The following is a 23,230-nucleotide window of genomic DNA, read 5'->3' as shown; positions in this document are numbered from 1 at the left end:
CTTATTATGAAAAAGTTACTTTTAGTTTTTATCTTTTTTTCCATTGTGTGTTCTGCGCAGCAAGACGCGCAATTTACACAATACATGTATAATACAATCGAAATTAATCCGGCTTATGCAGGTTCGCGTGGCGTATTAAGTGTTTTTGGATTATATCGTACACAATGGGTTGGACTTGACGGAGCGCCGGAAACGAGTACTTTTTCAGTAAATACACCTTTCAATAATAGCAAATTAGGATTAGGAGTTTCTTTGGTAAACGATAAAATTGGGCCAACAAACGAAAACACACTTTCTGCGGATTTATCATACAGCATTCCAGTTTCTGAGGCATCTAAACTTTCCTTCGGTATAAAAGGAACAGCAAATCTTTTTAATCTGGATGTAAATAAATTAAATCCTGAAGATCAGGATGATCCACAATTTCAAAATTTAGCAAATAGAATTACGCCAAATGTTGGAGCAGGTATTTACTGGCATTCTGATAAAGCTTATGTAGGCTTATCAGTTCCTAATTTTATTGAAACGAACCGATACAACGATGATGATATTGCGATCTTTAAAGACAAAATCAACTATTATTTTATGGCAGGTTATGTATTTAATTTAGATCGTTTAGAATATATAAAATTCAAACCGGCATTATTAACAAAAGTGGTCGAAGGTGCACCGCTACAAGTTGATCTTTCGGGTAATTTTATGTTCAACGACAAATTTGTTGTTGGTCTTGCGTATCGTTGGAGCGCATCAGTAAGTGCAATGGCAGGATTTCAGGTTACTGACGGATTATATATAGGGTATGGTTACGACCATGAAACCACTAATTTAAGAAGATACAATTCAGGATCTCATGAAATTTTCCTGCGTTTCGATTTTTTCAATAATTATAATAAAATGACATCTCCAAGATTCTTTTAATAGAGTACATATGAAAATTAAAAATTTAGCCTATTCTTTTTTGTTAATATGCTTTTTTCTAAATGCAAATGCGCAAACCGTAAACATAAAACGTGCTGATAAAAAGTACGATGATTATGCTTACGCAGATGCTATAAAATTATACGAAAATGTAATAAACAAAGGTTACAAAGACGAACATGTTTTGCAAAGACTTGGTAACTCGTATTATTTTAGCGGAGAATTTACAGAAGCATTAAGATGTTACAAGGATTTGTTTTTATTTAATGAAAATCAGCAGGCAGAGTATTTTTTCAGATATTCCCAATGTTTAAAATCAGCAGGAGATTATAACAAATCAGATGAAGTTTTAGAAAAATTCAGTCAAAAATCACCTTCAGATAAAAGAGCAATTTTATTCAAAAAATACCGAAACTATTTAGAAGATATTAAATCAAATTCAGGTCGATTTGAAATTGCCGATGCCGGAATCAATTCTAAAGATTCTGATTACGGAAGCACTATTCTCGACAATAAATTAGTTTTTACATCGGCCAGAGATACGGGCAGCATCATTAAGAAGAATTTTAAATGGACCAATAAGTCCATTTCGGCGTTATATTCAGTTGAGTTAATGCCCGATGGAAGCATCGGAAATCCAGCTCTTTTTCATAGAAACGAGTTAATCATCAATTTTAATGAATCAACACCGGTTTTTACAAAAGACGGGAAAACAATGTATTTTACCAGAAACAATTCTATAAATGGTAAAAAGAGACATAATGAAAATAGAATTACACTTTTAAAACTATACAGAGCAATTTTAATTGATGGTAAATGGAATAAAGTTGAGGAACTTCCATTCAACAGTGACGAATACAGTGTTGCACATCCTTCGTTAAGTAATGACGAAAAAACATTATACTTTGCGTCAGATATGCCCGGAACTTTGGATATGTCAGATTTATTTAAAGTAGCTGTAAATGGAAACGGAACTTTTGGCAAACCTGAAAATTTAGGTCCCGAAATTAATACCGAAGGCAGGGAAACTTTTCCATATGTATCAGATGATAACGAGCTTTATTACGCAAGCGACGGCCGCCCGGGTTTAGGCGGACTCGATGTTTATGTTTCAAAAATAAATAAAGATGGTTCTTTTGAGGAAGTTCAAAATCTTGGTGAGCCAATAAATAGTAAACAAGACGATTTTGCTTTTATTATCAATAGTAAAAACCGAAACGGATTTTTCTCTTCTAACAGAGATAACGGCCACGGACTTGATGATGTTTATCGATTTACAGAATTCCGTAAATTAATCTGCGAGCAGGAATTATCAGGAACAATAACAGATGCAGAAACAAATGAAGTGCTGCCAAACGTAAGTTTAATTTTGTTTGATGAAAGTCGTTTAAGCGCTACAGAAGTGTTTTCAGATCAAAATGGAAATTATGTTTTTCCAAATGTAAAATGTGGTAAAAAATATTTCATAAAAACATCAAAAACAGATTATGATATAAAAGAAATTCCGCTAGCTATTAAAAAATTATCAGGAAAAACAACATTACTCATCTCTATAGAAAAGAAAGCCAAACCAATAGTAGCAAAAACTATAATGGTAAAAGTAGCAACATTAAAATCTGTAAAACTTCAGCCATTGGCAGTAGGAACAGATTTGGCCAAATTGCTTAATTTACCAATGAACTTTTTTGATTTAGGTAAAGCAACGATTAAAAAAAGCTCAGAACCGCAATTATTAAAACTGGTTGCAATGTTAAAACAATATCCAACAATAAAATTAGATATTCGTTCGCATACAGATTCTCGTGATACTGCTTCAAAAAATATGATATTATCTGATAAAAGAGCAGAATCAACAAAAAACTGGCTCGTACAAAAAGGAGTTGATAAAAGTCGATTAACGGCAAAAGGATATGGCGAAACACAACTGGTAAACAAATGTGCTGATGGAGTAAAATGCAGTGAGCAGGAACATATGAAAAACAGACGAAGTGAATTTATAATTACCTACTTATAAATATTTTTTTTAATGCAAGAAGCTCTTTTCCGTAATAAGAAAAGAGCTTTTTTTATTTTATAGAAAATGTATAAAAGTGAAAACGATATCGTTTTCGTAAAAAAGACTGAAAAATCATACGTTTTGTTACAAGATAAATTCTAAAACTTAAAATATTATATATTATGTTTAAAATGAATGAATTAGCTTCTAAAAAAGTTTGATATTTATTATTTATGTGCATTTTTTTTTAACTTTATAGTTATTAAAAAATTTCAGATATGACTGTAGATCAAATACTAAAGACAAAAGGGAGGGATGTTTTTTCGGTACGTTCAACAACAACTGTTTATGAAGCCCTGAAAGTGATGGGAGAAAAAAACATTGGCGCAATTCTGGTTATTGACGGAACCAGTTTAAAAGGAATATTATCTGAAAGAGATTATGCCCGAAAAATTGTTTTGAAAGATAAATCATCTAAAGAAACATACGTTCATGAGATTATGGAAAGCACTATTTTCTCAGTAAATTTATCCAACAATATTGAGGATTGCATGGAGCTTATGAGCACAAAACGCATTAGGCATTTACCCGTTTTAGATAATGAAATTGTGGTAGGAATTATTTCTATTAGCGATGTGGTTAAGGCAATTATAGAAATTCAAAAAGATACTATTAACCACTTAAATTCTTATATTTCGCAATAAACAAATCAAAAAAATACTTTAAAAAAAAGAGTCCACATTATGTTGGACTTTTTTTTTGGCCTGCGTGAATTTTCTTTTTAACAAAAGAAAGCTATAAAAAGATGCCATTTTAAATGAAGACTTATATCTTTGTAAGCTAGAATAAAAGCTAAAAACAATGAACAAAGAGAGTAAAAGAAAAGAGGCGTTACTGTATCATTCAGAGCCAACTCCAGGAAAAATTCAGGTAGTTCCAACAAAAAAATACGCAACCCAAAGAGATTTATCTTTGGCCTATTCGCCGGGTGTTGCAGAACCGTGTTTAGAAATTGCAGCAAACATCGATGATGTTTATAAATATACAGCAAAAGGAAATTTAGTTGCCGTTATTTCAAACGGTACAGCTGTTTTAGGGCTAGGAGATATTGGTCCGGAAGCATCTAAACCAGTAATGGAAGGAAAAGGTTTATTGTTTAAAATATTCTCAGATATTGATGTTTTTGATATTGAAATCGGAACTAAAGATATTGAAGAATTTATTCAGACCGTAAAAAATATTGCTCCAACTTTTGGAGGAATAAATCTGGAAGATATAAAAGCGCCGGAATCTTTTGAAATCGAAAGAAGACTGGTTGCAGAATTAGATATTCCGGTAATGCATGATGATCAGCATGGTACAGCAATTATCTCTTCTGCAGCATTAATTAATGCTTTAGAATTAGCAGGAAAAAAAGCAGAAGATGTAAAATTAGTAGTTTCAGGAGCAGGTTCGGCTGCGATTGCTTGTACTGATTTATATGTTTTGTTAGGTGTAAAAGTCGAGAATATTTTAATGTTTAATAGTAAAGGACTTTTAACAAAAGATAATCCTTCACTTTCAGAATTGCAATTAAAATATGCAATTGATGGACCTAAAATTGATTTAGCAGAAGCAGTAAATGGTGCTGATGTTTTTATAGGATTATCTTCTGGAGATATTTTGTCGCCAGAAATGTTACTAACAATGTCTAAGAATCCGATTGTTTTTGCAATGGCAAATCCAAATCCGGAAATCGATTATAATTTAGCTGTCGAAACCCGTAAAGATGTTATTATGGCTACGGGACGTTCAGATTTTCCTAATCAGGTAAATAACGTATTGGGTTTTCCTTATATTTTTAGAGGAGCGTTAGACGTAAGAGCTACAAAAATTAACGAAGCGATGAAAATGGCAGCTGTAAAAGCGTTAGCTATTTTGGCGAAAGAGCCAGTTCCAGAGCAAGTTAACGTAGCTTACGGTGCAACAAAATTAGGTTTTGGACAAGAATATATTATTCCTAAACCATTTGATCCTAGATTGATTACTATTGTAGCGCCTGCTGTTGCAAGAGCAGCAATGGAATCCGGAGTAGCAAAAAATCCTATTACAGACTGGGCAGCTTATGAAGATGTGCTTCGTGAGCGTATGGGGAACGATAATAAAATGGTTCGTTTAATTACAAACCGTGCTAAATTAGATCCTAAACGAATTGTTTTTGCTGAGGCAGACCAATTAAACGTTTTAAAAGCAGCACAGATTGTTCATGAAGACGGAATTGGTTTTCCTGTATTATTAGGAAATAAAGAAGTTATTTTAGAGCTAAAAGCAGAATTAGGTTTTGATGCAGAACTTGAAATAATTGATCCTAAAACAAACGAAGAAGAAGCAAGACGAAATAGATTTGCAAATTCATACTGGGAAACTAGAGAACGTAGAGGTGTTTCGTTGCTTGATGCTCAGAAGTTTATGCGCGAAAGAAACTATTTTGCCGCAATGATGGTAAATGAAGGAGAAGCAGATGCTGTAGTAACAGGATATTCAAGAAGTTACCCTAGTGTTGTAAAACCAATGTTGCAATTAATCGAAAAAGCGCATGGAGCTTCACTTGTTGCAACTGCAAATATGATGCTTACTGCTCGCGGGCCAATGTTCTTGTCAGACACGGCAATAAATATTAACCCAACTTCTGAAGATTTAGTAAACATTGCAATCATGACTGCAAAAACTGCCAAAATGTTTGGTATAGAGCCAGTTATTGCAATGGTTTCTTATTCTAACTTTGGATCTTCAACGCATCAAAATGCATCAAAAGTAAGGGATGCAGTTGCTTATTTGCACAAAAACCATCCTGAAATGATTGTTGACGGAGAAATCCAGGCAGATTTTGCATTAAACCAGGAGATGCTTGCAGAGAAATTCCCATTCTCTAAACTAGCAGGTAAAAAAGTAAACACCTTAATTTTCCCTAATCTGGAATCAGCGAATATTACTTATAAATTATTAAAAGAATTGTATAAAGTAAATTCAATAGGTCCAATTATGATGGGTATGGGTAAACCGGTACACATTTTCCAATTAGGAGCAAGTGTTGAAGAAATGGTAAATATGGCAGCAATTGCTGTTATTGACGCTCAGGAAAAAGAAAATAAGAAGAATAAATTAACGAAATAGAATTTCTTATAAGGATCAAATAAAATTGTCTTATTTTTATTGCATTTTTATTATATTTGTGGCTATAAAATATAAATATGATAGCACATTTGCAAGGAAAATTAGTTGAGAAAAACCCTACAGAAGTTGTAATTGATTGCAACGGAGTTGGTTACCAGGTTAATATATCTTTACATACCTTTTCTCTTCTTCCAAATGCTGATTTTATAAAATTGTATACGCATCTTCTAATCAAGGAAGATGCGCATACATTATTTGGTTTTGCAGAAAAATCAGAAAGAGAAATATTCAGAATGTTGTTATCTGTCTCTGGCATTGGAGCCAATATTGCGAGAACAATGTTATCTTCAATAGAACCAAGACAAATTATAAACGCCATTGCCTCTGGAGATGTTGGTGTTATTCAATCCATCAAAGGAATTGGAAACAAAACAGCACAGAGAGTTATTCTTGATTTAAAAGAAAAAGTGTTAAAGTTGTACGATTTGGATGAAGTTTCGGTAGTTCAAAACAATACAAATCGAGATGAAGCGTTATCTGCTTTGGAAGTTTTAGGATTCATTCGAAAAACTTCAGAAAAAGTGGTCGAAAAGATTGTCAAAGAAGATCCTGAAGCAACTGTTGAAACAATCATCAAAAAAGCTTTAAAAAGTTTATAACTCAATTAACATAAACGAATTGTATGCGTAAAATTTGTATTTTTTTACTGGTTTTATTTTGCGGTAATGTTTTGCGGGCGCAAGTAAATCCAGCAGTTCAAGATACAACGAAAACTCAGTTTTCTGTAGGTAAAGTTGAGTTAGATAATCCACCTAGTGTACTTTCGGCCTATAAATATGATCCGGTAACAGATCGATACATTTATACAAATTCAGTTGACGGTTTCTCCATCGACTATCCAATTGTTTTAACACCAAGAGAATACGAAGATTTAGTTTTGAAAGAATCCCGAAGAGATTATTTCAGAAAAAAATCGGATGCAATCGATGGTAAAAAGTCTGGCAGTGAGGCTGCTAAAAAAGATTTGTTACCAAGATATTATATAAATTCAAGTCTTTTTGAAAGTGTTTTTGGTAGCAATACAATTGATGTAAAACCTACAGGATCAGTAGAAATGGATTTAGGTATTCGATATACCAAACAAGATAATCCTTCCTTTTCGCCAAGAAACAGATCAAGTCTTACTTTTGATTTTGATCAGCGTATAAGCATGAGTTTAATGGGGAAAGTAGGTACCAGATTAGAGGTAAACGCTAATTACGACACACAATCTACATTTGCATTTCAAAACCTGTTTAAACTAGCGTACACGCCTTCTGAGGATGATATTATTCAAAAAGTAGAAGTAGGGAATGTTAGTATGCCATTAAATAGTTCCCTAATTCGTGGAGCTCAGAGCTTATTTGGTGTAAAAACACAATTGCAATTTGGAAAAACAACTATTACTGGTGTTTTCTCAGAACAGAAATCTCAAACAAAGAGTATAGTTGCAGAAGGTGGCGGAACAGTTCAGAATTTTGATTTATACGCTTTAGACTACGATAATGACAGGCACTTCTTCCTGTCTCAATATTTTAGAGACAAATATGATGAGTCGTTAGTAGGTTATCCATTAATCAGAAGCCGGGTTCAAATAACAAGAATAGAAGTTTGGGTAACCAATAAACAAAACAGAGTAAATACAACAAACAATAACTTACGAAATGTTATCGCGCTTCAGGATTTAGGTGAAGGCCGACTAACAAGAGTTCCTGAAAATGAGCTTGTAGTGGTAAACCCTACCACAGGATTTTTTAATACGACTAAGCTAATTGATTCGCCATCAGATAATACAAATAATAATTATGACCCTAAAGCTATTGGACAGGCAGGATCATTTTTAAACCAAAATATTAGAGAAATTGTAACGGCAAAATCTGGTTTTAACAGCACAACAGTAAGCGAAGGAACGGATTACTCTGTACTTGAAAATGCCCGAAAATTAACTTCAAACGAATATACTTATAACTCACAATTAGGATATATCTCTTTGCAGCAACGTTTGGCAAATGATGAAATTTTGGCAGTTGCTTACGAATATACCGTTGGAAACGATGTATATCGAGTTGGAGAATTTGGTAGTGATGGAGTTGATGGTACAATTGTAACTGGTAATAATCCTTCTAATCAGGCAATTATTACACAAAGTTTGATATTGAAAATGTTAAAAAGCAGTTTAACAAACGTTAATACTCCTGTTTGGAACTTGATGATGAAAAACGTGTATCAAATTCCACAAGCATATCAAATAAAACAAGACGATTTTAGATTAAACATACTTTATACAGATCCTTCGCCTATAAATTATATCAGCCCGGTTACAGGAACTAGTTTTCCGTCTAACCCAACTGCAGATAATAGAGTAGAGCAGACACCATTACTAAATGTATTTAACTTAGATCGATTAAATTATAATAATGATCCGCAGGGTGGTGGCGATGGTTTTTTCGATTATATTCCGGGAGTAACAGTAGACGTTCAAAACGGACGAATTATTTTTACAACTAAAGAACCTTTTGGAGAACTTTTATTTAAAAAATTACAAAATACAGGTTCGGCAGAAAATTATAGCGACCCTAATACTTATAATGCCAACCAACAAAAATACGTGTTTAGAAACATGTATAGAACCACACAATCAGGAGCATTGCAGGACAGTGATAAAAATAAATTTTTATTACGCGGAAAATATAAATCATCAGGAAGTAATGGTATTCCAATTGGGGCATTTAATGTGCCGCAAGGTTCAGTTGTAGTAACAGCAGCCGGAAGAAGATTAATTGAAGGTATCGATTATAGTGTCGATTATCAATTAGGAAGAGTTCAGATTCTTGATCCTTCGCTTCAGGCGTCAAATACGCCAATCGAGGTTTCGCTGGAGAATAATTCAATCTTCGGACAACAAACCAGAAGATTCATGGGTTTCAACATTGAACATAAAATTTCGGATAATTTTGTGGTTGGCGGAACTTATTTAAAAATGACAGAAAGGCCATTTACTCAAAAATCAAGTTACGGTCAGGAATCTGTAAATAATACAATTTTTGGTTTTAATGGAAATTACTCAACAGAAGTTCCTTTCCTTACGAGATTAGTAAATAAATTACCAAATATAGATACAGATGTTCCTTCTAATCTTTCTATTCGTGGAGAAATTGCTTTCTTAAAACCGGATGCTCCAAAAGCAAGTGATTTTGAAGGAGAGCCAACAATTTATATTGATGATTTTGAAGGATCGCAATCTACTATCGATATGCGTTCTGCATATGCGTGGAGTTTAGCATCTACACCGTTTATAAATGCAGCAGGTGATCCTACTTTTAATGCAAATTTTGATGATTTAAGATATGGTTACAAAAGATCAAAATTATCGTGGTACACTATTGACCCGGTTTTTTATTCTTCAAAACCATCAGGTATTTCAAACGATGATTTATCGTTAAACACAACCAGAAGAGTTTATAGCAAAGAGTTATATCCAAATACAGATATTGCACAAGGACAAATACAGGTAATTAATACGCTTGATTTAAGTTATTATCCTTCTGAAAGAGGTCCGTATAACAATAACCCGAGTTTTAATACAGATCCTGTAACTTCAAATTTTGGAGGAATAATGCGTTCTTTAAATTCCACCAATTTTGAGCAGGGAAATGTCGAATATATACAGTTTTGGGTACTTGATCCCTATGTAGGAAATGGAGAAGCGCAACCTAATAATACCGGTAAAATATATTTCAATTTAGGTGAAGTTTCTGAAGATGTTCTGAAAGATGGAAGAAAACAATATGAAAACGGATTAGGCCCGGATCAGGTTATGGTAAATCCGCAGCCACTTTGGGGAGACGTTCCGGCATCGCAATCTTTAATTTATGCATTTGATACGAATGCAGATAATCGAAGAAATCAAGACGTTGGTTTAGATGGTTTACCAAACTCAAGAGAGGGATCTATTTATAATAGTTACGCTGGAGAAGCGGATCCTGCTGCAGACGATTATACCTATTATTTAAATACTGAAGGAGGAGTTCTGGAACGTTATAAAAAATATAACGGAGTAGAAGGAAACTCGGCAGTTAGTATTGATGACCCGAACCGCGGATCTACAACATTACCGGATGTCGAGGATATCAATCGCGATAATACAATGAATACGATTAATGCCTATTATGAATATAGTATTGATCTTAAACCCGGAATGGCAATTGGTCAAAATTATATTACAGATATTCGCGACGTACCAAATGTTGAGTTGCCAAACGGAATGACAACAACTGCCAGATGGATTCAGTTTAAAATTCCTGTATCTCAACCTCAAAATACAATTGGAAACATAACCGATTTTAGATCTATTCGATTCATGCGTATGTTTATGACTGGATTTAATGATCAGATGACCGTTCGTTTTGGAGCTTTAGATTTGGTAAGAGGAGAGTGGAGAAGATACACAGGAACACTTGATGCAAACGATACAAACGCGGATGATGACGGTACTGAATTTGATGTCGCGGCAGTTAATATTCAGGAGAACGGAACAAAATGTCCTGTAAATTATGTGATTCCTCCAGGAGTGCAAAGAGAACAATTGTATAATAATAATACCGTTATCAATCAAAATGAGCAATCTTTGGCCTTACGAATTGGCGGAACCGGTTTACAATACCAGGATTCTAGAGCAGTATTTAAAAACGTAAGTGTTGATATGCGTCAGTACAAAAAACTGAAAATGTTTTTGCATGCGGAATCATTGCCAAGTGAAGTCGCATTAGAAGATGATGAAATGGTTGGTTTTATTCGTTTTGGAAATGACTTTACACAAAACTACTATCAAGTTGAAATTCCTTTAAAAGTTACTAAAACGGGAGGTTGTTTGGTTAATCCGGATCCTAGTGTGGTTTGGATAGAAGATAATGATATTGATTTAGCACTTGATTTATTGACCAGAATGAAAATTAAGGCTATGCCTCTCGATATTAATTCTACCAAAAGAGATATTAACGGAGTGTATTATCCGGATGATGATGTAGATGTAGAAGGAGATCCTTCATCAAGAGATGGTAACACCAGATTAAAATTAGGTATTAAAGGAAACCCAAATTTTGGTTTGGTACGAAATTTAATGGTTGGTGTAAAAAGTAGAGCAGATCACAAAGATATTAAAGGGGAAGTTTGGTTTAATGAACTTCGTATGGCTGACTTAGAAAACAAAGGCGGTATGGCTGCGATATTAAATATCGATACCAATATGGCTGATTTCGCTACTATTTCTGCATCAGGTAAAAAAAGTACAATTGGCTTTGGATCATTAGAACAAGGTGCAAATGAAAGAGATCGTGAAGATATTCAGCAATATAATATTGTTACGAATTTAAATTTAGGAAAACTGCTTCCGAAAAAATGGGGAATTAATTTGCCGTTTAATTATGCTATCGGAGAAGAGGTAATTACACCAGAATATGACCCTTTTAATCAGGATATAAAACTTGACCAGTTACTAAGAGAAACAACAGATCAGGCAGAAAAAGATAATATTAGAACACGAGCGATAGATTATACGAAAAGAAAAAGCATCAATTTTATTGGGGTAAGAAAAGACAGAGCTCCTGAACAAAAACAACATGTTTATGATGTTGAGAACTTAACATTCTCTCAATCATACAACCAGGTGGAGCGCCATGATTACGAAGTAGAGAGCTATGAAGATGAACAATCAAATACAGCTGTAAATTATGCTTATACTTTTCAGCCAAAAGAAGTAGTTCCTTTTAAACAAACCAAATTCATGAAAAAAAGTGAGTATTGGAAATTATTAAGTGACTTTAATTTTAATTATTTACCTTCTAATATTACTTTTAATACTAACATATTAAGACAAAGTAACCGTCAGCAATATAGAGAAGTTGAAGTTGAAGGAATTGGTCTAGATCCGCTTTACAGAAGAAATTTTGCCTTTAATTATCAATATGGTTTTGGATATAATTTAACAAAATCATTAAAATTAAATTATACAGCAGCATCAAATAATATCGTTAGAAACTTTTTAAATGATGATAATTCGCCAAAAGAAGACTTTACTATTTGGGATGATTACTTGGATATTGGAACACCAAATCAGCACATACAACAATTAGTGCTGAACTATGATATTCCTATTAATAAAATTCCTGTACTTAGTTTTGTAAAGGCAAGTTATTCATATACGGCAGATTACAGCTGGCAGCGCTCGTCTACTGCATTTTCTGAATTTGTTGAAGATGATGTAACATATGATTTAGGAAATACAATTCAAAATGCCAATTCGAATACACTGACTACAACTTTTAATATGAATATGTTGTATAAGTATTTAGGATTAACACCAGGTGGAAAAAAACCGGCAAAACCTAAAGCCGTTGCACCGCCGAAACCGGGAGAAAAAATTGTAAATACAGCTGTAAAACCGGTTGCTAATAATAGTCCATTTTTAGATGGTTTGATTAGTGTCTTGACAAGCGTTAAAAACATTCAGGTAAATTATACAAAAAATAGCGGAACTGTTTTACCGGGATATACGCCAAGCGTTGGTTTCTTAGGAACTTCAAAACCAACTTTAGGTTTTGTATTTGGAAGTCAGGATGATGTGCGTTATGAAGCAGCTAAAAATGGATGGTTGACAGATTATCAGGAATTTAATCAAAACTTTACGCAAGTAACAAACAAGCTTTTAAAAGTAACGACGAATATTGATTTGTTCCCGGATTTCAAAATTGATTTAACAATGGATCGTTCTTATTCGGAGAATTCGTCAGAACAATATACTGTTATTGATGGTCAATATACGCCACAATCACCTTACACTTATGGAATGTTTTCGATTTCGACGGTATTAATTAAAACCGCATTTTCTACCAGTAATGAAACGCAGTCTGCTGCTTTTGATGATTTTAGAAACAATCGTTTGATTATTGCAAATCGTTTAGCTGAAAGTTATTATGGATCACAAGATGCAATTCCGAGATATGGAGATGCGGCAAATCCAATTCCTGGACCTCCGGCAGATCCAACTAATGATACTGAGAAAAATAAAAGAGATATTTACACATCAAATGCAGGATATCCCATTGGATTCGGAAAAAGCAATCAGGCGGTTTTACTTCCGGCATTTATATCTGCTTATTCAGGAAGTGATGCTTCAGGAGCTTCAACGGGAATTTTCAAAAGTTTTCCTATTCCAAACTGGAGCATAAAGTATAATGGTTTAATGCGTTATAAATTCTTTAAGGATAAATTTAAACGTTTTTCATTGCAGCATAATTATAGAGCATCTTATACAATTAATCAGTTCAGGTCTAATTTTGATTATGATAAGGCAATATCCAATCCTGATACAAATCCAATACAGGACCCTATTACTTATAATTACTACAATAAAACGATTATGTCAAATGTCAATTTGGTAGAGCAGTTCAGTCCGCTTATTCGAGTAGATTTCGAATTAAAGAGCTCTTTGAGATTGCTTACGGAAATCAAAAAAGACAGAGCATTATCAATGAGTTTTGATAATAACTTATTGACAGAAGTAAAAGGAATTGAATACGTTGTAGGATTAGGATATCGTTTTAAAGATGTTATTTTCTCGTCGAGACTTGCCGATACTCCAACAGGAATTATCAAAAGTGATATCAATATAAAAGCTGATTTCTCTATGAGAAATAACGAAACATTAGTACGCTATTTAGATTACGATAACAATCAGTTAGCAGCCGGACAAAACATTTGGTCTGTAAAACTTACTGCTGATTATTCGTTTAGTAAAAACTTAACGGCTATATTTTATTACGATCATTCATTCTCGAAAGCGGTAATTTCAACATCGTTTCCGTTAACAAATATTAGATCAGGGTTCACACTTCGATATAATTTCGGAAATTAATTTTAGATTTCTAAACTAGATTTCATTAGAAGATTATTACATTTGTGACTAAATTATTAAATTATCAATTTTCAAACATACTATTATGAGCATACCAGCAAATTTAAAGTACACAAAAGATCACGAATGGGTTAGCATCGAAGGAGATGTTGCAACTGTAGGAATTACTCATTTTGCTCAAAAAGAGTTAGGAGATATCGTGTATGTTGAAGTAGAAACTTTAGATCAGACACTTGATAAAGATGAGGTTTTTGGAACAGTTGAAGCTGTAAAAACAGTTTCGGATTTGTTTTTGCCTTTAACAGGAGAAATTATTGCTTTTAATGATAGTTTAGAAAGTGCTCCTGAAACTGTAAACTCTGATCCTTATGGAGCTGGATGGATGATTAAAATAAAAATTGCTAACGCATCAGAAATAGATTCTTTATTATCTGACGAAGCTTATACACAACTTATCGGTGCCTAAACAATTCTTGCTCCTTTGGGCTCTTATCTTTTCAGGAATTATAACTTATTTCTGCCTGACAGATTCAAGTAATATTCCTGCGGTAAATTTTCCGAGCATTGACAAAATCGTTCATTTCTGTTTTCATTTTGTATTTACTTTTTCCTGGATTTTATTTTTCAAAAAAGAGCTCAAGGGGAAAGCGCCTGATGATTATCAGGCCTATCTGATTTCGTTTATATTTTCTGTTTTTTTCGGAATTACAATCGAAATTTTGCAAAGTGTTTTTACCACTACAAGAGCGGCAGATGTTACTGATATTTTAGCAAATACAATTGGAGCGACAATAGGTCTTTTTACAGCAATAGTGCTGAAAAAGAAAATCGACAAAATATAATATAATTCCCACTTCGGTGGGTTTTTTTATTGCCAAAAGATCAAGGTTCAAAAAGAGTATTTTTTTTCTGAATTTAAAATGTATTTTTGTCCCAATTCTACATGTACCTATAGATCATGAATATCAAGCAATATCTGGATTCTACTTACTTAAAAACTGCCTCTCAAGCCGGACTTTCAGAAGCAGAAAATAATGTTGTGGTTAAAAATGCAATTGCTGAAGCGATTGCAGAAGGCTTTAAGCTTATTATGATTCGGCCCGAACACGTTGCTTTGGCTAAGGAAATGATTTTGCAAGCCAATTCAACTTTGCATGTTGGTACTGTTATAGATTTTCCGGAAGGAAAGTCTGATACTGAAACAAAAATCAAAGAAGCAAGTGAAGCAATTGATAATGGTGCAGACGATTTAGATTTTGTTTGTAATTACAATGCTTTTAAAAACGGAGAGATTGAATTAGTAAAGCAGGAAATTATATTAGGAACACAAATTGGATTATCAAACAATAAAACAGTAAAATGGATTATTGAAGTCGCAGCGTTAACGGATAAAGAAATTATTCAGCTTTCGGCTTTGATAAAAAACATTGTAATATCAAACTTTAAAGAAGAAAATTACGCTTCTGTTTTTGTTAAATCATCAACAGGTTTTTTTAAAACTGAAAATGATTTGCCAAACGGAGCAACAATTCCAACAATTATAATGATGCTCGAGAATGCTTCACCTTTGCCAATTAAGGCAGCCGGAGGTGTTCGAACGTACGATGAAGCAATAGAAATGATTCGTTTAGGTGTAAAACGAATTGGAACTTCGGCAGCAAAAACAATTGCGAACGGAGGAAATACCCCAAATCAATATTAAATGAAAGCCAAAATTTACCTCGTTAAGAATTCTTTATCTTTTATTCTTATCCTATCTTCCTTAGTTACATTTTCACAAGAAACAAATAACAGTTCTGTTAAACCCGGTTTTACAACAGAGCAATTTCCTATTTTTCCAAACTGTGAAAACTTGCAGTCTAAAAAATTAGAAAATTGTTTTTATAAAGAAGTTCAGGATTTTGTTTATAATAATTTTCAGGTTCCTGATAATTTAAAACAAGCAAACTATAATGGAGAAGTAAAAGTTCTTTTTGAAGTAGATGTTAATGGAGAATTTAAAGTTATCTATGTGAATGCCGAAAATGAAGCATTATCAGAAGAAGCGAAAAGAGTTTTTGGCCAGTTCCCAAAAATTAAACCATCAACTTATAGCGGAAAACCAACCTATTCTAAATACACCATTTCAATAGGTATTCCATTAAAAACGGCAGATCAAATTGCTGCAGAAGCATTGGCCGCATCTAAAATTGAAAAACCATTGGAGAAGCCAATGACAGAATTGGATAGTATTGTTTATAAAAAATATACAAATCCGGAGTTTGAAAGCCATTTGAATATTCCGTTTTCTCATAGTTATTATGCACAATTTGATGGTGCAATGAATCAGGTTGGAAGCAATAATCATACGGCTTCAAAACCATACACTTATGCTGAAGTTTCAAAATATTATAATTTGAAAGCAGTAAACGAATCTCTTCAAAAGAATGTTTCGACTTGGTTGGGAAGAAAATTTTGGAATCAGAATTTAGTTCAAATCGAAGGTGAAGATTATTGGCTGGCATTAAATCCTATTTTGGATTTGCAAATGGGTAAGGCTTCGGATATTGATCCTTCGACTTATGTAAATACAAGAGCGTTGAATTTTAAGGGAGGTTTGGGTAAACAAATTAATTTTACAACGACAATTTTTGAAAGTCAGGGCCGATTCGCAGGTTATTATAATAATTATGCTGAAACACTAAAACCTTCTGGAGGAAATCCGGCGATTGTTCCTGGAATGGGAATTGCAAAACGATTTAAAACAGATGCATACGATTTTCCTTTAGCGGAAGCTAATATTACCTATGCACCAAGTAAGTTTTTTGATTTGCAATTAGGTTACGGAAGAAATTTTATTGGAGATGGATATCGTTCATTGCTTGAAAGCGATGGTGCAAGTCCTTATCCTTATTTTAAAATCAACACGACTTTCTGGAAAATAAAATACACCAACACTTATATGTGGCTTAAAGATGTTCGTCCTGATGTTACGGTGGAAAAAACCTATGCATCAAAATATATGGCGAATCATTATTTGAGCTGGAATGTTTCGAATAAACTGAACATGGGTTTCTTTGAATCTGTAGTGTGGACAGACACAAACAATAGAGGATTTGATGTGAATTTTGTTAACCCAATTATTTTTTATCGTTCTGTTGAGTTTGCATCATCGTCACGAAGTGGAAACGCACTTTTAGGAATGTCTGCAAAATATAAATGGAATAACAATCTTAATTTATACGGTCAGTTATTAATTGATGAGTTTTCATTTGGAGATATAAAAGGCGGAGATAATAGCTGGAAAAATAAATTTGGCTACCAATTTGGAGCAAAATATTTTAATGCCTTTAAAGTAAAAGATTTATTGTTGCAACTAGAATACAATCACGTTCGTCCTTATGTATATTCTCATAGCGTTGTTATTACGAATTATGGGCATAATAATCAAAGTATGGGACATCAATGGGGAGGAAATTTTGAAGAACTTGTCGCAATCGGTCGTTATCATACCGGACGTTATTTTGCAGATGCGAAATTTACGGTTGGTAAACGAGGATTGGATTTTGATACTGCAACAGATAGTTTTAATTATGGTGGAAATATATACAAAAGCTATGATGAAAAACGTCCGTATGATACAGGTGTAAAAGTGGGGCAGGGTAATAAAACAAATGTTTTTATTGCAGATGTTCAGGCAGGTTATTTAATAAACCCGATGACAAATCTGAAGTTCTTTGGAAGTTTTATTTATAGAAATTTTGATCCAACGCAGGAAACGGCAACAACTTTTAAGCAAAGTACCACCTGGTTTACAATCGGATTGCGTTCAGATATCTTCAATTGGTATTTTGATTATTAGGATTTAATAAGATTTTTCGAAATAATGTGTTAAAGATTTGCAAGTCCTTATTTTATAAAGGTTTTATTGAAAAAATCTAAATTTATAGTTCAGGATTCTACAATCTAATTTGTACATTTGCACCACTCAAAAAAAACATACAAATATTTACTGTATTGAACGCTACAAAAAATACATTTTCATTAAAATCAATATTTCAGGATTTCAAAGAGATAACTAAGGCGGGTTTAGCTATTAGTGTATTGTTCTCTTCGATTGCCGGATATTTATTGGGTGTAAATGCAGATCATCCTTTTAAGTGGAGCGTTTTAGTAATTTTGTCTATTGGAGGATATTGCATGGTTGGAGCTTCAAACGCTTTTAATCAGGTAATAGAAAAAGATATCGATTCGTTGATGGATCGAACTAAAAATCGTCCGGTTCCTTCAGGTCGCATGTCTCCAAAAACAGCATTATTTGTTGCAAGTTTGCTTACCATTATTGGTATTGCATTGCTTTATACAATTAACGCAAAATCAGCAATGTTTGCGGCGATTTCGATATTTTTATATACAAGTGTATATACACCTTTAAAAACAGTAACTTCGTTATCAGTATTTGTGGGTGCTTTTCCTGGTGCAATTCCGTTTATGTTAGGATGGGTTGCGGCAACAGGAGAATTTGGAATAGAAGCGGGAACTTTATTTTTGATTCAGTTCTTCTGGCAATTCCCTCATTTTTGGGCTATTGGCTGGTTTTTATATGAAGATTATGAAAAGGCAGGAATCTTTATGCTTCCTACAGGAAAAAAGGATAAAGGAACTGCATTGCAGATAATGTTGTATACTATTTGGTTAATAATTGCATCATTGCTACCGGTTTTAGGGTATACAGGACAATTATTTATAACACCCATTGCAGCAATCATAGTATTTTTGCTAGGATTGTGGATGTTGTTTTATGCAGTACGCTTGTATCAGTTACGAACAGCAAAAGCGGCAAGAACATTAATGTTGGTGAGCGTTTCGTATATTTCGTTACTGCAGATTGTATTTATAGTAGATAAATTTTTAAGATAGTTATGGAAATGACAATGACAACAGGTGAGGAACAATTAAGAAAATCAAAATCGGCAAAACTGATTTTGTTGTTCGCAATGGTAAGTATGACCATGATGTTTGCCGGACTTACTAGTGCATTTGTAGTAAGTAAATCAAGAGCTGACTGGTTGAAGAATTTCGAATTACCAACAGCGTTTTTATACAGTACGGCTGTTATTATTGGCTGCAGTGTTACTTTTTATTTAGCTAAAAAGGCAATTCAAAAAGATAATAGAAGCGCGACAACCGGATTGCTTTTAGGAACATTAGCATTAGGAATTTTATTTGTGGTTTTACAATTTGTAGGTTTTGGACAGATCGTAAAAAGCGGATATTATTTTACAGGACAAGGTAGCTCAATTACTACAACTTTCCTTTATGTAGTTACGGTTACACACTTATTACACTTAGCTGGCGGGCTAATTTCACTTTTAATTATAATTTATAATCATTTTAAACAAAAATACAATTCGACTCAAACTCTTGGTATAGAACTAGGTGCGATGTATTGGCACTTTTTGGATTTATTATGGGTATATTTATTTTTATTTTTATATTTCTTTAAATAAGAAAAAAACGTAAATTTGGGAACTTTTTAACGAATATCTTTTATGGAAGCGACAGTTACTACTGCAAATAACGAAGAAAAAACTTGGGGAGGCGGCAATGAGCCATTAGGAGCAAGTTATGGTAAAATGATGATGTGGTTTTTTATCGTATCAGATGCCTTGACATTCTCTGGATTCCTGGCGGCTTATGGTTTTTCGAGATTTAAATTTATCGAAACATGGCCACTGGCTGACGAAGTGTTTACTCACTTTCCATTTTTACATGGTGTTGAAGCACCTATGTACTATGTAGCCTTAATGACTTTTATCTTGATTTTCTCATCTGTAACAATGGTTTTGGCTGTTGATGCAGGTCATCATTTGAAGAAAACAAAAGTTGCAATCTATATGTTTTTAACCATTATTGGAGGTTTAATTTTCGTTGGGTCACAAGCCTGGGAATGGAAAAACTTCATTAAAGGTGAATACGGAGCAGTTGAAACTGCCGGAGGAAGCTTGTTGCAATTTGTTGATGCAAGTGGTAAAAGAGTTGCTCTTGAAGAGTTTGCTGTAAAATTACCGGAGCAAAGACACGCACTAACAAGATCTGAAGGAAAATGGTTTATGGAAGATGCAGAAACGCTGCCAACATATTCAGTTGCTGAAATTCAGGCTGGTTTTAAAGCGCATCCGGATTTATTAGTAAGAACTGAAACTCTTACAGAGAAAAAGAAAAAAACAATTTTGTCAAGAGCAGATTCTGAAACTCGTTTGAGTACAGCGAAATACGTTGTAGAAGGTGCAAACTTAACAAGAAACGAATACGGAAGTAAATTGTTTGCTGATTTCTTCTTCTTCATCACAGGATTCCACGGATTCCACGTATTTTCAGGAGTTATCATTAATATCATTATTTTCTTTAATGTATTATTAGGAACTTACGAAAAAAGAAGAAGCTATGAAATGGTAGAGAAAGTTGGTTTATACTGGCACTTTGTCGATTTAGTTTGGGTATTTGTATTTACAGTTTTCTACTTAGTTTAATTTTAGATTTTAATTATTATGTCACACGAGCACGTATCAAATACAAAAAGAATCTGGTTTGTTTTCGGACTATTATCAGTAGTAACTACAGTAGAAGTTATCCTAGGTATTTTAAAACCTGGAGTTTTAGAATTTAATCATTTTTTAGGTTTGAATTTGTTGAACTGGATTTTCTATATCCTGACAATATTCAAAGCATATTATATAGTATGGGCATTTATGCACATGGAAGGTGAAAAAAGCAGCCTTAGATGGTCTGTTGTTTCACCAGTTATTTTCCTAGTTTTATATTTATTGTTTATTCTGTTGACAGAAGGACATTATATTTATGGGGTTTTTAAAGATTCTACTATTAAATGGAATTTTTAACATGATATTAATTCGAAAAGAGGCTCCGTTTAACGGAGCTTTTTTTATTTTTGTACCTCAATAACTTCTGTTAATAAAATGAAAAAAAATATAGTTCTCTTTGTGCTTTTTGTACTTCCAATTGTAGCCTATTTATTTTTTGCTTCAGGTGTAAACAGCTTCACTAAACTTCCTATTATTACTCCCAAAATTGCTGACTTTGGAAATTGGAAATCTTTAGACGGCAAAAAAGTTTCTCTAGATAAAAAAATTACTGTTTTAGGTTTTTCCGGTTCTGATATTTTAAACAGCAGAGGAAATTACTTTAATCTTAATGAAAAAATATACAAACGCTATTATGGTTTTGAAGATCTTCAGTTTGTAGTAATCTGTCCTTTAGGTACAGAAACTGAAGCTCAAAAAGTAGTTGATGCATTAAAACCTTTTACAGATGTTAAGGGATGGAATTTTGTTTTTGCCCCTCCGGCAGAGATTGAAGCTTTTTACAAGCAATTACATTTAAAAGGAAAATTAGATAAAAATCTAGGAACTCCTAATGTTTATATCGTCGACAAAGAACGCAATTTAAGAGGTCGAAAAGGCGGAAACAAAGATCATAAAGAAGAGTACAAAGAAGGATATGATACTTTTCATCCATCTGAATTAAGCAACGAGATGCTGGATGATTTTAAAATCATTTTATACGAATATCGCGCTGCACTTAAAAAAAATCATAACGCCACTAAACAACTTTAAATTGAAATTATAATGTTTAAAAATAAATCTTATATCGGAATTTCGTTTATCATTTTAATTTTCGGAATTTATGCTGTGCCAAAAATTGTAGAAAGAATTAAAAATGGCGAAGTGGTAAAAGGAAATCGTTTAGATAATGTTGATTTGAAATCATCAAAAACGGATGCGAAACTTTTAACAATAGGTCCGGCTCCTAAATTTGAATTAACAAATCAGGATAACGTTAAAGTATCAAATCAAACGTATAAAGGAAAAGTATATGTGTTAGAATTTTTCTTCACTACTTGTCCGTCTATTTGCCCAAAAATGAATTTGAGCATGTTAGAAATTGAAAAGACATTTTTTGGCAATCCTAATTTCGGAATAGTTTCAATAACTATTGATCCTAATCATGATACAGCGCAAGTTTTAAAAGAGCATGCCAAACTATTGGGAGTTAAATCTTCTAACTGGAATTTTTTAACGGGCGATAAAGCTACCATCATGGATTTATCCAACAAAGGGTTTAACTTATATGCCGGAGAAAATGCTAAAGTAAATGGAGGTTTTGAACATTCAGGTTTATTTGCTTTAATTGATAAAGACGGAAATATTCGTTGTCGTAAAGATGAGTTTGGAAATCCAATTTTGTATTATGACGGTTTAGATAAAAAAGGGGTTAGAGACATTCAGGAAGATATTAAAATATTATTAGAAGAATAAAAATGGAAGATCATTCATTAGAAAAAAAGTTCAGCAAATTTATTATTGCAGTTTCAATTATAATTCCGGTTGTAGTAGGTATTTTATTCGGAGTTAAATTAAAAGATTTAGGGATTCATGTTGAGCCACTTTCATTTTTGCCGCCTATTTACGCTACAACTAACGGTGTTACAGCTATTGTTTTGGTTTTTGCTGTAATAGCTATAAAAAACGGGAAACAAAAGCTTCATGAACGTTTAATGACTTTTGCCATTGGTTTATCAGTTGCTTTTTTGATAATGTATGTAGCGTATCATATGACATCTGATTCAGCTAAATTTGGTGATTTAAATCATGACGGTATTCTAGATGCAATTGAAAAGGCAAAGATTGGAGCTGTTAGATATTTGTATTTCTTTATTTTAGCAACCCATATTATATTGTCGATCGTTATTATTCCTTTGGTTTTAATAACATACGTAAGAGCCCTTGCAGAGCGATTTGACAGACATAGAAAAATAGCTAAAATAACTTTTCCACTTTGGTTGTACGTTGCCGTTACAGGCGTAGTGGTTTACTTAATGATCTCTCCTTATTATGCTTAAAATAGAAAATAGAATAAAGAATAAAGAAAATAGAATGACAGATAGAAGTAGAATCGTAAATTTTTTTTCAACGAAATGCTTCTATGTTCTTTTGTCTATTTTCTTTTCTCTGAGCTCAAACGCTCAATGTGCGATGTGTCGCGCGGCTCTTGCAGGAGATTCGAATGTTAAAAAAGCAGAGGCAGTAAATGACGGAATTGTTTACTTAATGGTTATTCCGTATTTGCTTGTTGGTTTAATTGGAGTCTTGATTTACAGAATGTATCAATCGAAAAAGAAAAAGGCTGAATAAATTATTCAACCTTTTTCT

The 23,230-nt window shown here is 33.2% G+C and carries 18 protein-coding genes; all 18 read left to right on the top strand.

Annotation, left to right across the window (positions count from 1 at the left end):
- Positions 1–6 precede the first annotated feature (6 nt).
- The 18 genes from EV143_RS07560 (at position 7) to EV143_RS07475 (ending at position 23,212) form a co-directional block, all read left to right on the top strand.
- Positions 7–918, top strand: a complete 912-nt coding sequence (locus EV143_RS07560) for a PorP/SprF family type IX secretion system membrane protein (RefSeq protein WP_133507360.1) — start codon at positions 7–9, stop codon at positions 916–918.
- A 10-nt stretch (positions 919–928) separates the two neighbouring features.
- Positions 929–2,932 carry an OmpA family protein gene (locus EV143_RS07555; protein WP_133507359.1) on the top strand — a complete coding sequence of 668 codons (2,004 nt, stop codon included), beginning with the start codon at positions 929–931 and terminating at the stop codon, positions 2,930–2,932.
- A 260-nt stretch (positions 2,933–3,192) separates the two neighbouring features.
- On the top strand, positions 3,193–3,618 hold the full coding sequence (locus EV143_RS07550; RefSeq protein WP_133507358.1) for a CBS domain-containing protein: 426 nt from the start codon (positions 3,193–3,195) through the stop codon (positions 3,616–3,618).
- A gap of 157 nt (positions 3,619–3,775) precedes the next feature.
- Positions 3,776–6,067 (top strand): NADP-dependent malic enzyme, encoded by a 2,292-nt coding sequence (locus EV143_RS07545; RefSeq protein ID WP_133507357.1) that lies wholly within the window; start codon positions 3,776–3,778, stop codon positions 6,065–6,067.
- Between the two features lie 77 nt (positions 6,068–6,144).
- A complete protein-coding gene (gene ruvA, locus EV143_RS07540) occupies positions 6,145–6,726 on the top strand; it encodes a Holliday junction branch migration protein RuvA (RefSeq protein ID WP_133507356.1) in 582 nt (193 codons plus the stop codon).
- Positions 6,727–6,749: 23 nt separating this feature from the next.
- The gene (gene sov / locus EV143_RS07535) at positions 6,750–14,018 is read left to right on the top strand and encodes a T9SS outer membrane translocon Sov/SprA (protein WP_133507355.1); all 7,269 of its coding nucleotides are present in this window, start codon (positions 6,750–6,752) and stop codon (positions 14,016–14,018) included.
- 85 nt (positions 14,019–14,103) lie between these two features.
- A complete protein-coding gene (gcvH, locus tag EV143_RS07530; protein WP_133507354.1) occupies positions 14,104–14,484 on the top strand; it encodes a glycine cleavage system protein GcvH in 381 nt (126 codons plus the stop codon).
- Complete coding sequence (locus EV143_RS07525; protein WP_133507353.1) at positions 14,477–14,860, top strand: VanZ family protein; 384 nt, start codon at positions 14,477–14,479, stop codon at positions 14,858–14,860. Before gcvH ends, EV143_RS07525 begins: the two co-directional genes overlap by 8 nt.
- A 116-nt stretch (positions 14,861–14,976) precedes the next feature.
- The gene (gene deoC, locus EV143_RS07520; RefSeq protein WP_133507352.1) at positions 14,977–15,720 is read left to right on the top strand and encodes a deoxyribose-phosphate aldolase; all 744 of its coding nucleotides are present in this window, start codon (positions 14,977–14,979) and stop codon (positions 15,718–15,720) included.
- Positions 15,721–17,859: a gliding motility protein RemB gene (locus EV143_RS07515; RefSeq protein ID WP_133507351.1), complete on the top strand. Its 2,139-nt coding sequence runs from the start codon at positions 15,721–15,723 to the stop codon at positions 17,857–17,859.
- A 155-nt stretch (positions 17,860–18,014) separates the two neighbouring features.
- The gene (cyoE, locus tag EV143_RS07510; protein ID WP_208111259.1) at positions 18,015–18,917 is read left to right on the top strand and encodes a heme o synthase; all 903 of its coding nucleotides are present in this window, start codon (positions 18,015–18,017) and stop codon (positions 18,915–18,917) included.
- 2 nt (positions 18,918–18,919) lie between these two features.
- Entirely contained in the window at positions 18,920–19,507 is a 588-nt protein-coding gene (locus EV143_RS07505; protein WP_133507349.1) for a cytochrome c oxidase subunit 3, read from the top strand.
- 42 nt (positions 19,508–19,549) lie between these two features.
- Positions 19,550–20,530, top strand: coding sequence for a cytochrome c oxidase subunit 3 (locus EV143_RS07500; RefSeq protein WP_133507348.1), 981 nt, complete (start codon positions 19,550–19,552; stop codon positions 20,528–20,530).
- Positions 20,531–20,548: 18 nt separating this feature from the next.
- Positions 20,549–20,899 (top strand): cytochrome C oxidase subunit IV family protein, encoded by a 351-nt coding sequence (locus EV143_RS07495; RefSeq protein WP_133507347.1) that lies wholly within the window; start codon positions 20,549–20,551, stop codon positions 20,897–20,899.
- A 78-nt stretch (positions 20,900–20,977) separates the two neighbouring features.
- Positions 20,978–21,634 carry a hypothetical protein gene (locus EV143_RS07490; RefSeq protein WP_133507346.1) on the top strand — a complete coding sequence of 219 codons (657 nt, stop codon included), beginning with the start codon at positions 20,978–20,980 and terminating at the stop codon, positions 21,632–21,634.
- A 12-nt stretch (positions 21,635–21,646) separates the two neighbouring features.
- Entirely contained in the window at positions 21,647–22,336 is a 690-nt protein-coding gene (locus EV143_RS07485) for an SCO family protein (RefSeq protein WP_133507345.1), read from the top strand.
- A gap of 2 nt (positions 22,337–22,338) precedes the next feature.
- On the top strand, positions 22,339–22,920 hold the full coding sequence (locus EV143_RS07480) for a DUF420 domain-containing protein (protein ID WP_133507344.1): 582 nt from the start codon (positions 22,339–22,341) through the stop codon (positions 22,918–22,920).
- A complete protein-coding gene (locus EV143_RS07475; RefSeq protein WP_133507343.1) occupies positions 22,913–23,212 on the top strand; it encodes a hypothetical protein in 300 nt (99 codons plus the stop codon). Before EV143_RS07480 ends, EV143_RS07475 begins: the two co-directional genes overlap by 8 nt.
- Positions 23,213–23,230: the final 18 nt, after the last annotated feature.

Source organism: Flavobacterium chryseum, from assembly GCF_004362015.1.
Taxonomy (GTDB): Bacteria; Bacteroidota; Bacteroidia; order Flavobacteriales; family Flavobacteriaceae; genus Flavobacterium.
The sequence above is the reverse complement of the archived record's forward strand: the minus strand, read 5'-3'. Positions and strand labels throughout refer to the sequence as shown.

Excerpts from the sequence above, each read along its gene's own strand:
- EV143_RS07560 (WP_133507360.1), top strand. The coding sequence starts at position 7 with ATGAAAAAGTTACTTTTAGTTTTTATCTTTTTTTCCATTGTGTGTTCT.
- EV143_RS07555 (WP_133507359.1), top strand. The coding sequence starts at position 929 with ATGAAAATTAAAAATTTAGCCTATTCTTTTTTGTTAATATGCTTTTTT.
- EV143_RS07550 (WP_133507358.1), top strand. The coding sequence starts at position 3,193 with ATGACTGTAGATCAAATACTAAAGACAAAAGGGAGGGATGTTTTTTCG.
- EV143_RS07545 (WP_133507357.1), top strand. The coding sequence starts at position 3,776 with ATGAACAAAGAGAGTAAAAGAAAAGAGGCGTTACTGTATCATTCAGAG.
- ruvA (WP_133507356.1), top strand. The coding sequence starts at position 6,145 with ATGATAGCACATTTGCAAGGAAAATTAGTTGAGAAAAACCCTACAGAA.
- sov (WP_133507355.1), top strand. The coding sequence starts at position 6,750 with ATGCGTAAAATTTGTATTTTTTTACTGGTTTTATTTTGCGGTAATGTT.
- gcvH (WP_133507354.1), top strand. The coding sequence starts at position 14,104 with ATGAGCATACCAGCAAATTTAAAGTACACAAAAGATCACGAATGGGTT.
- deoC (WP_133507352.1), top strand. The coding sequence starts at position 14,977 with ATGAATATCAAGCAATATCTGGATTCTACTTACTTAAAAACTGCCTCT.
- EV143_RS07515 (WP_133507351.1), top strand. The coding sequence starts at position 15,721 with ATGAAAGCCAAAATTTACCTCGTTAAGAATTCTTTATCTTTTATTCTT.
- EV143_RS07505 (WP_133507349.1), top strand. The coding sequence starts at position 18,920 with ATGGAAATGACAATGACAACAGGTGAGGAACAATTAAGAAAATCAAAA.
- EV143_RS07500 (WP_133507348.1), top strand. The coding sequence starts at position 19,550 with ATGGAAGCGACAGTTACTACTGCAAATAACGAAGAAAAAACTTGGGGA.
- EV143_RS07495 (WP_133507347.1), top strand. The coding sequence starts at position 20,549 with ATGTCACACGAGCACGTATCAAATACAAAAAGAATCTGGTTTGTTTTC.
- EV143_RS07490 (WP_133507346.1), top strand. The coding sequence starts at position 20,978 with ATGAAAAAAAATATAGTTCTCTTTGTGCTTTTTGTACTTCCAATTGTA.
- EV143_RS07485 (WP_133507345.1), top strand. The coding sequence starts at position 21,647 with ATGTTTAAAAATAAATCTTATATCGGAATTTCGTTTATCATTTTAATT.
- EV143_RS07480 (WP_133507344.1), top strand. The coding sequence starts at position 22,339 with ATGGAAGATCATTCATTAGAAAAAAAGTTCAGCAAATTTATTATTGCA.
- EV143_RS07475 (WP_133507343.1), top strand. The coding sequence starts at position 22,913 with ATGCTTAAAATAGAAAATAGAATAAAGAATAAAGAAAATAGAATGACA.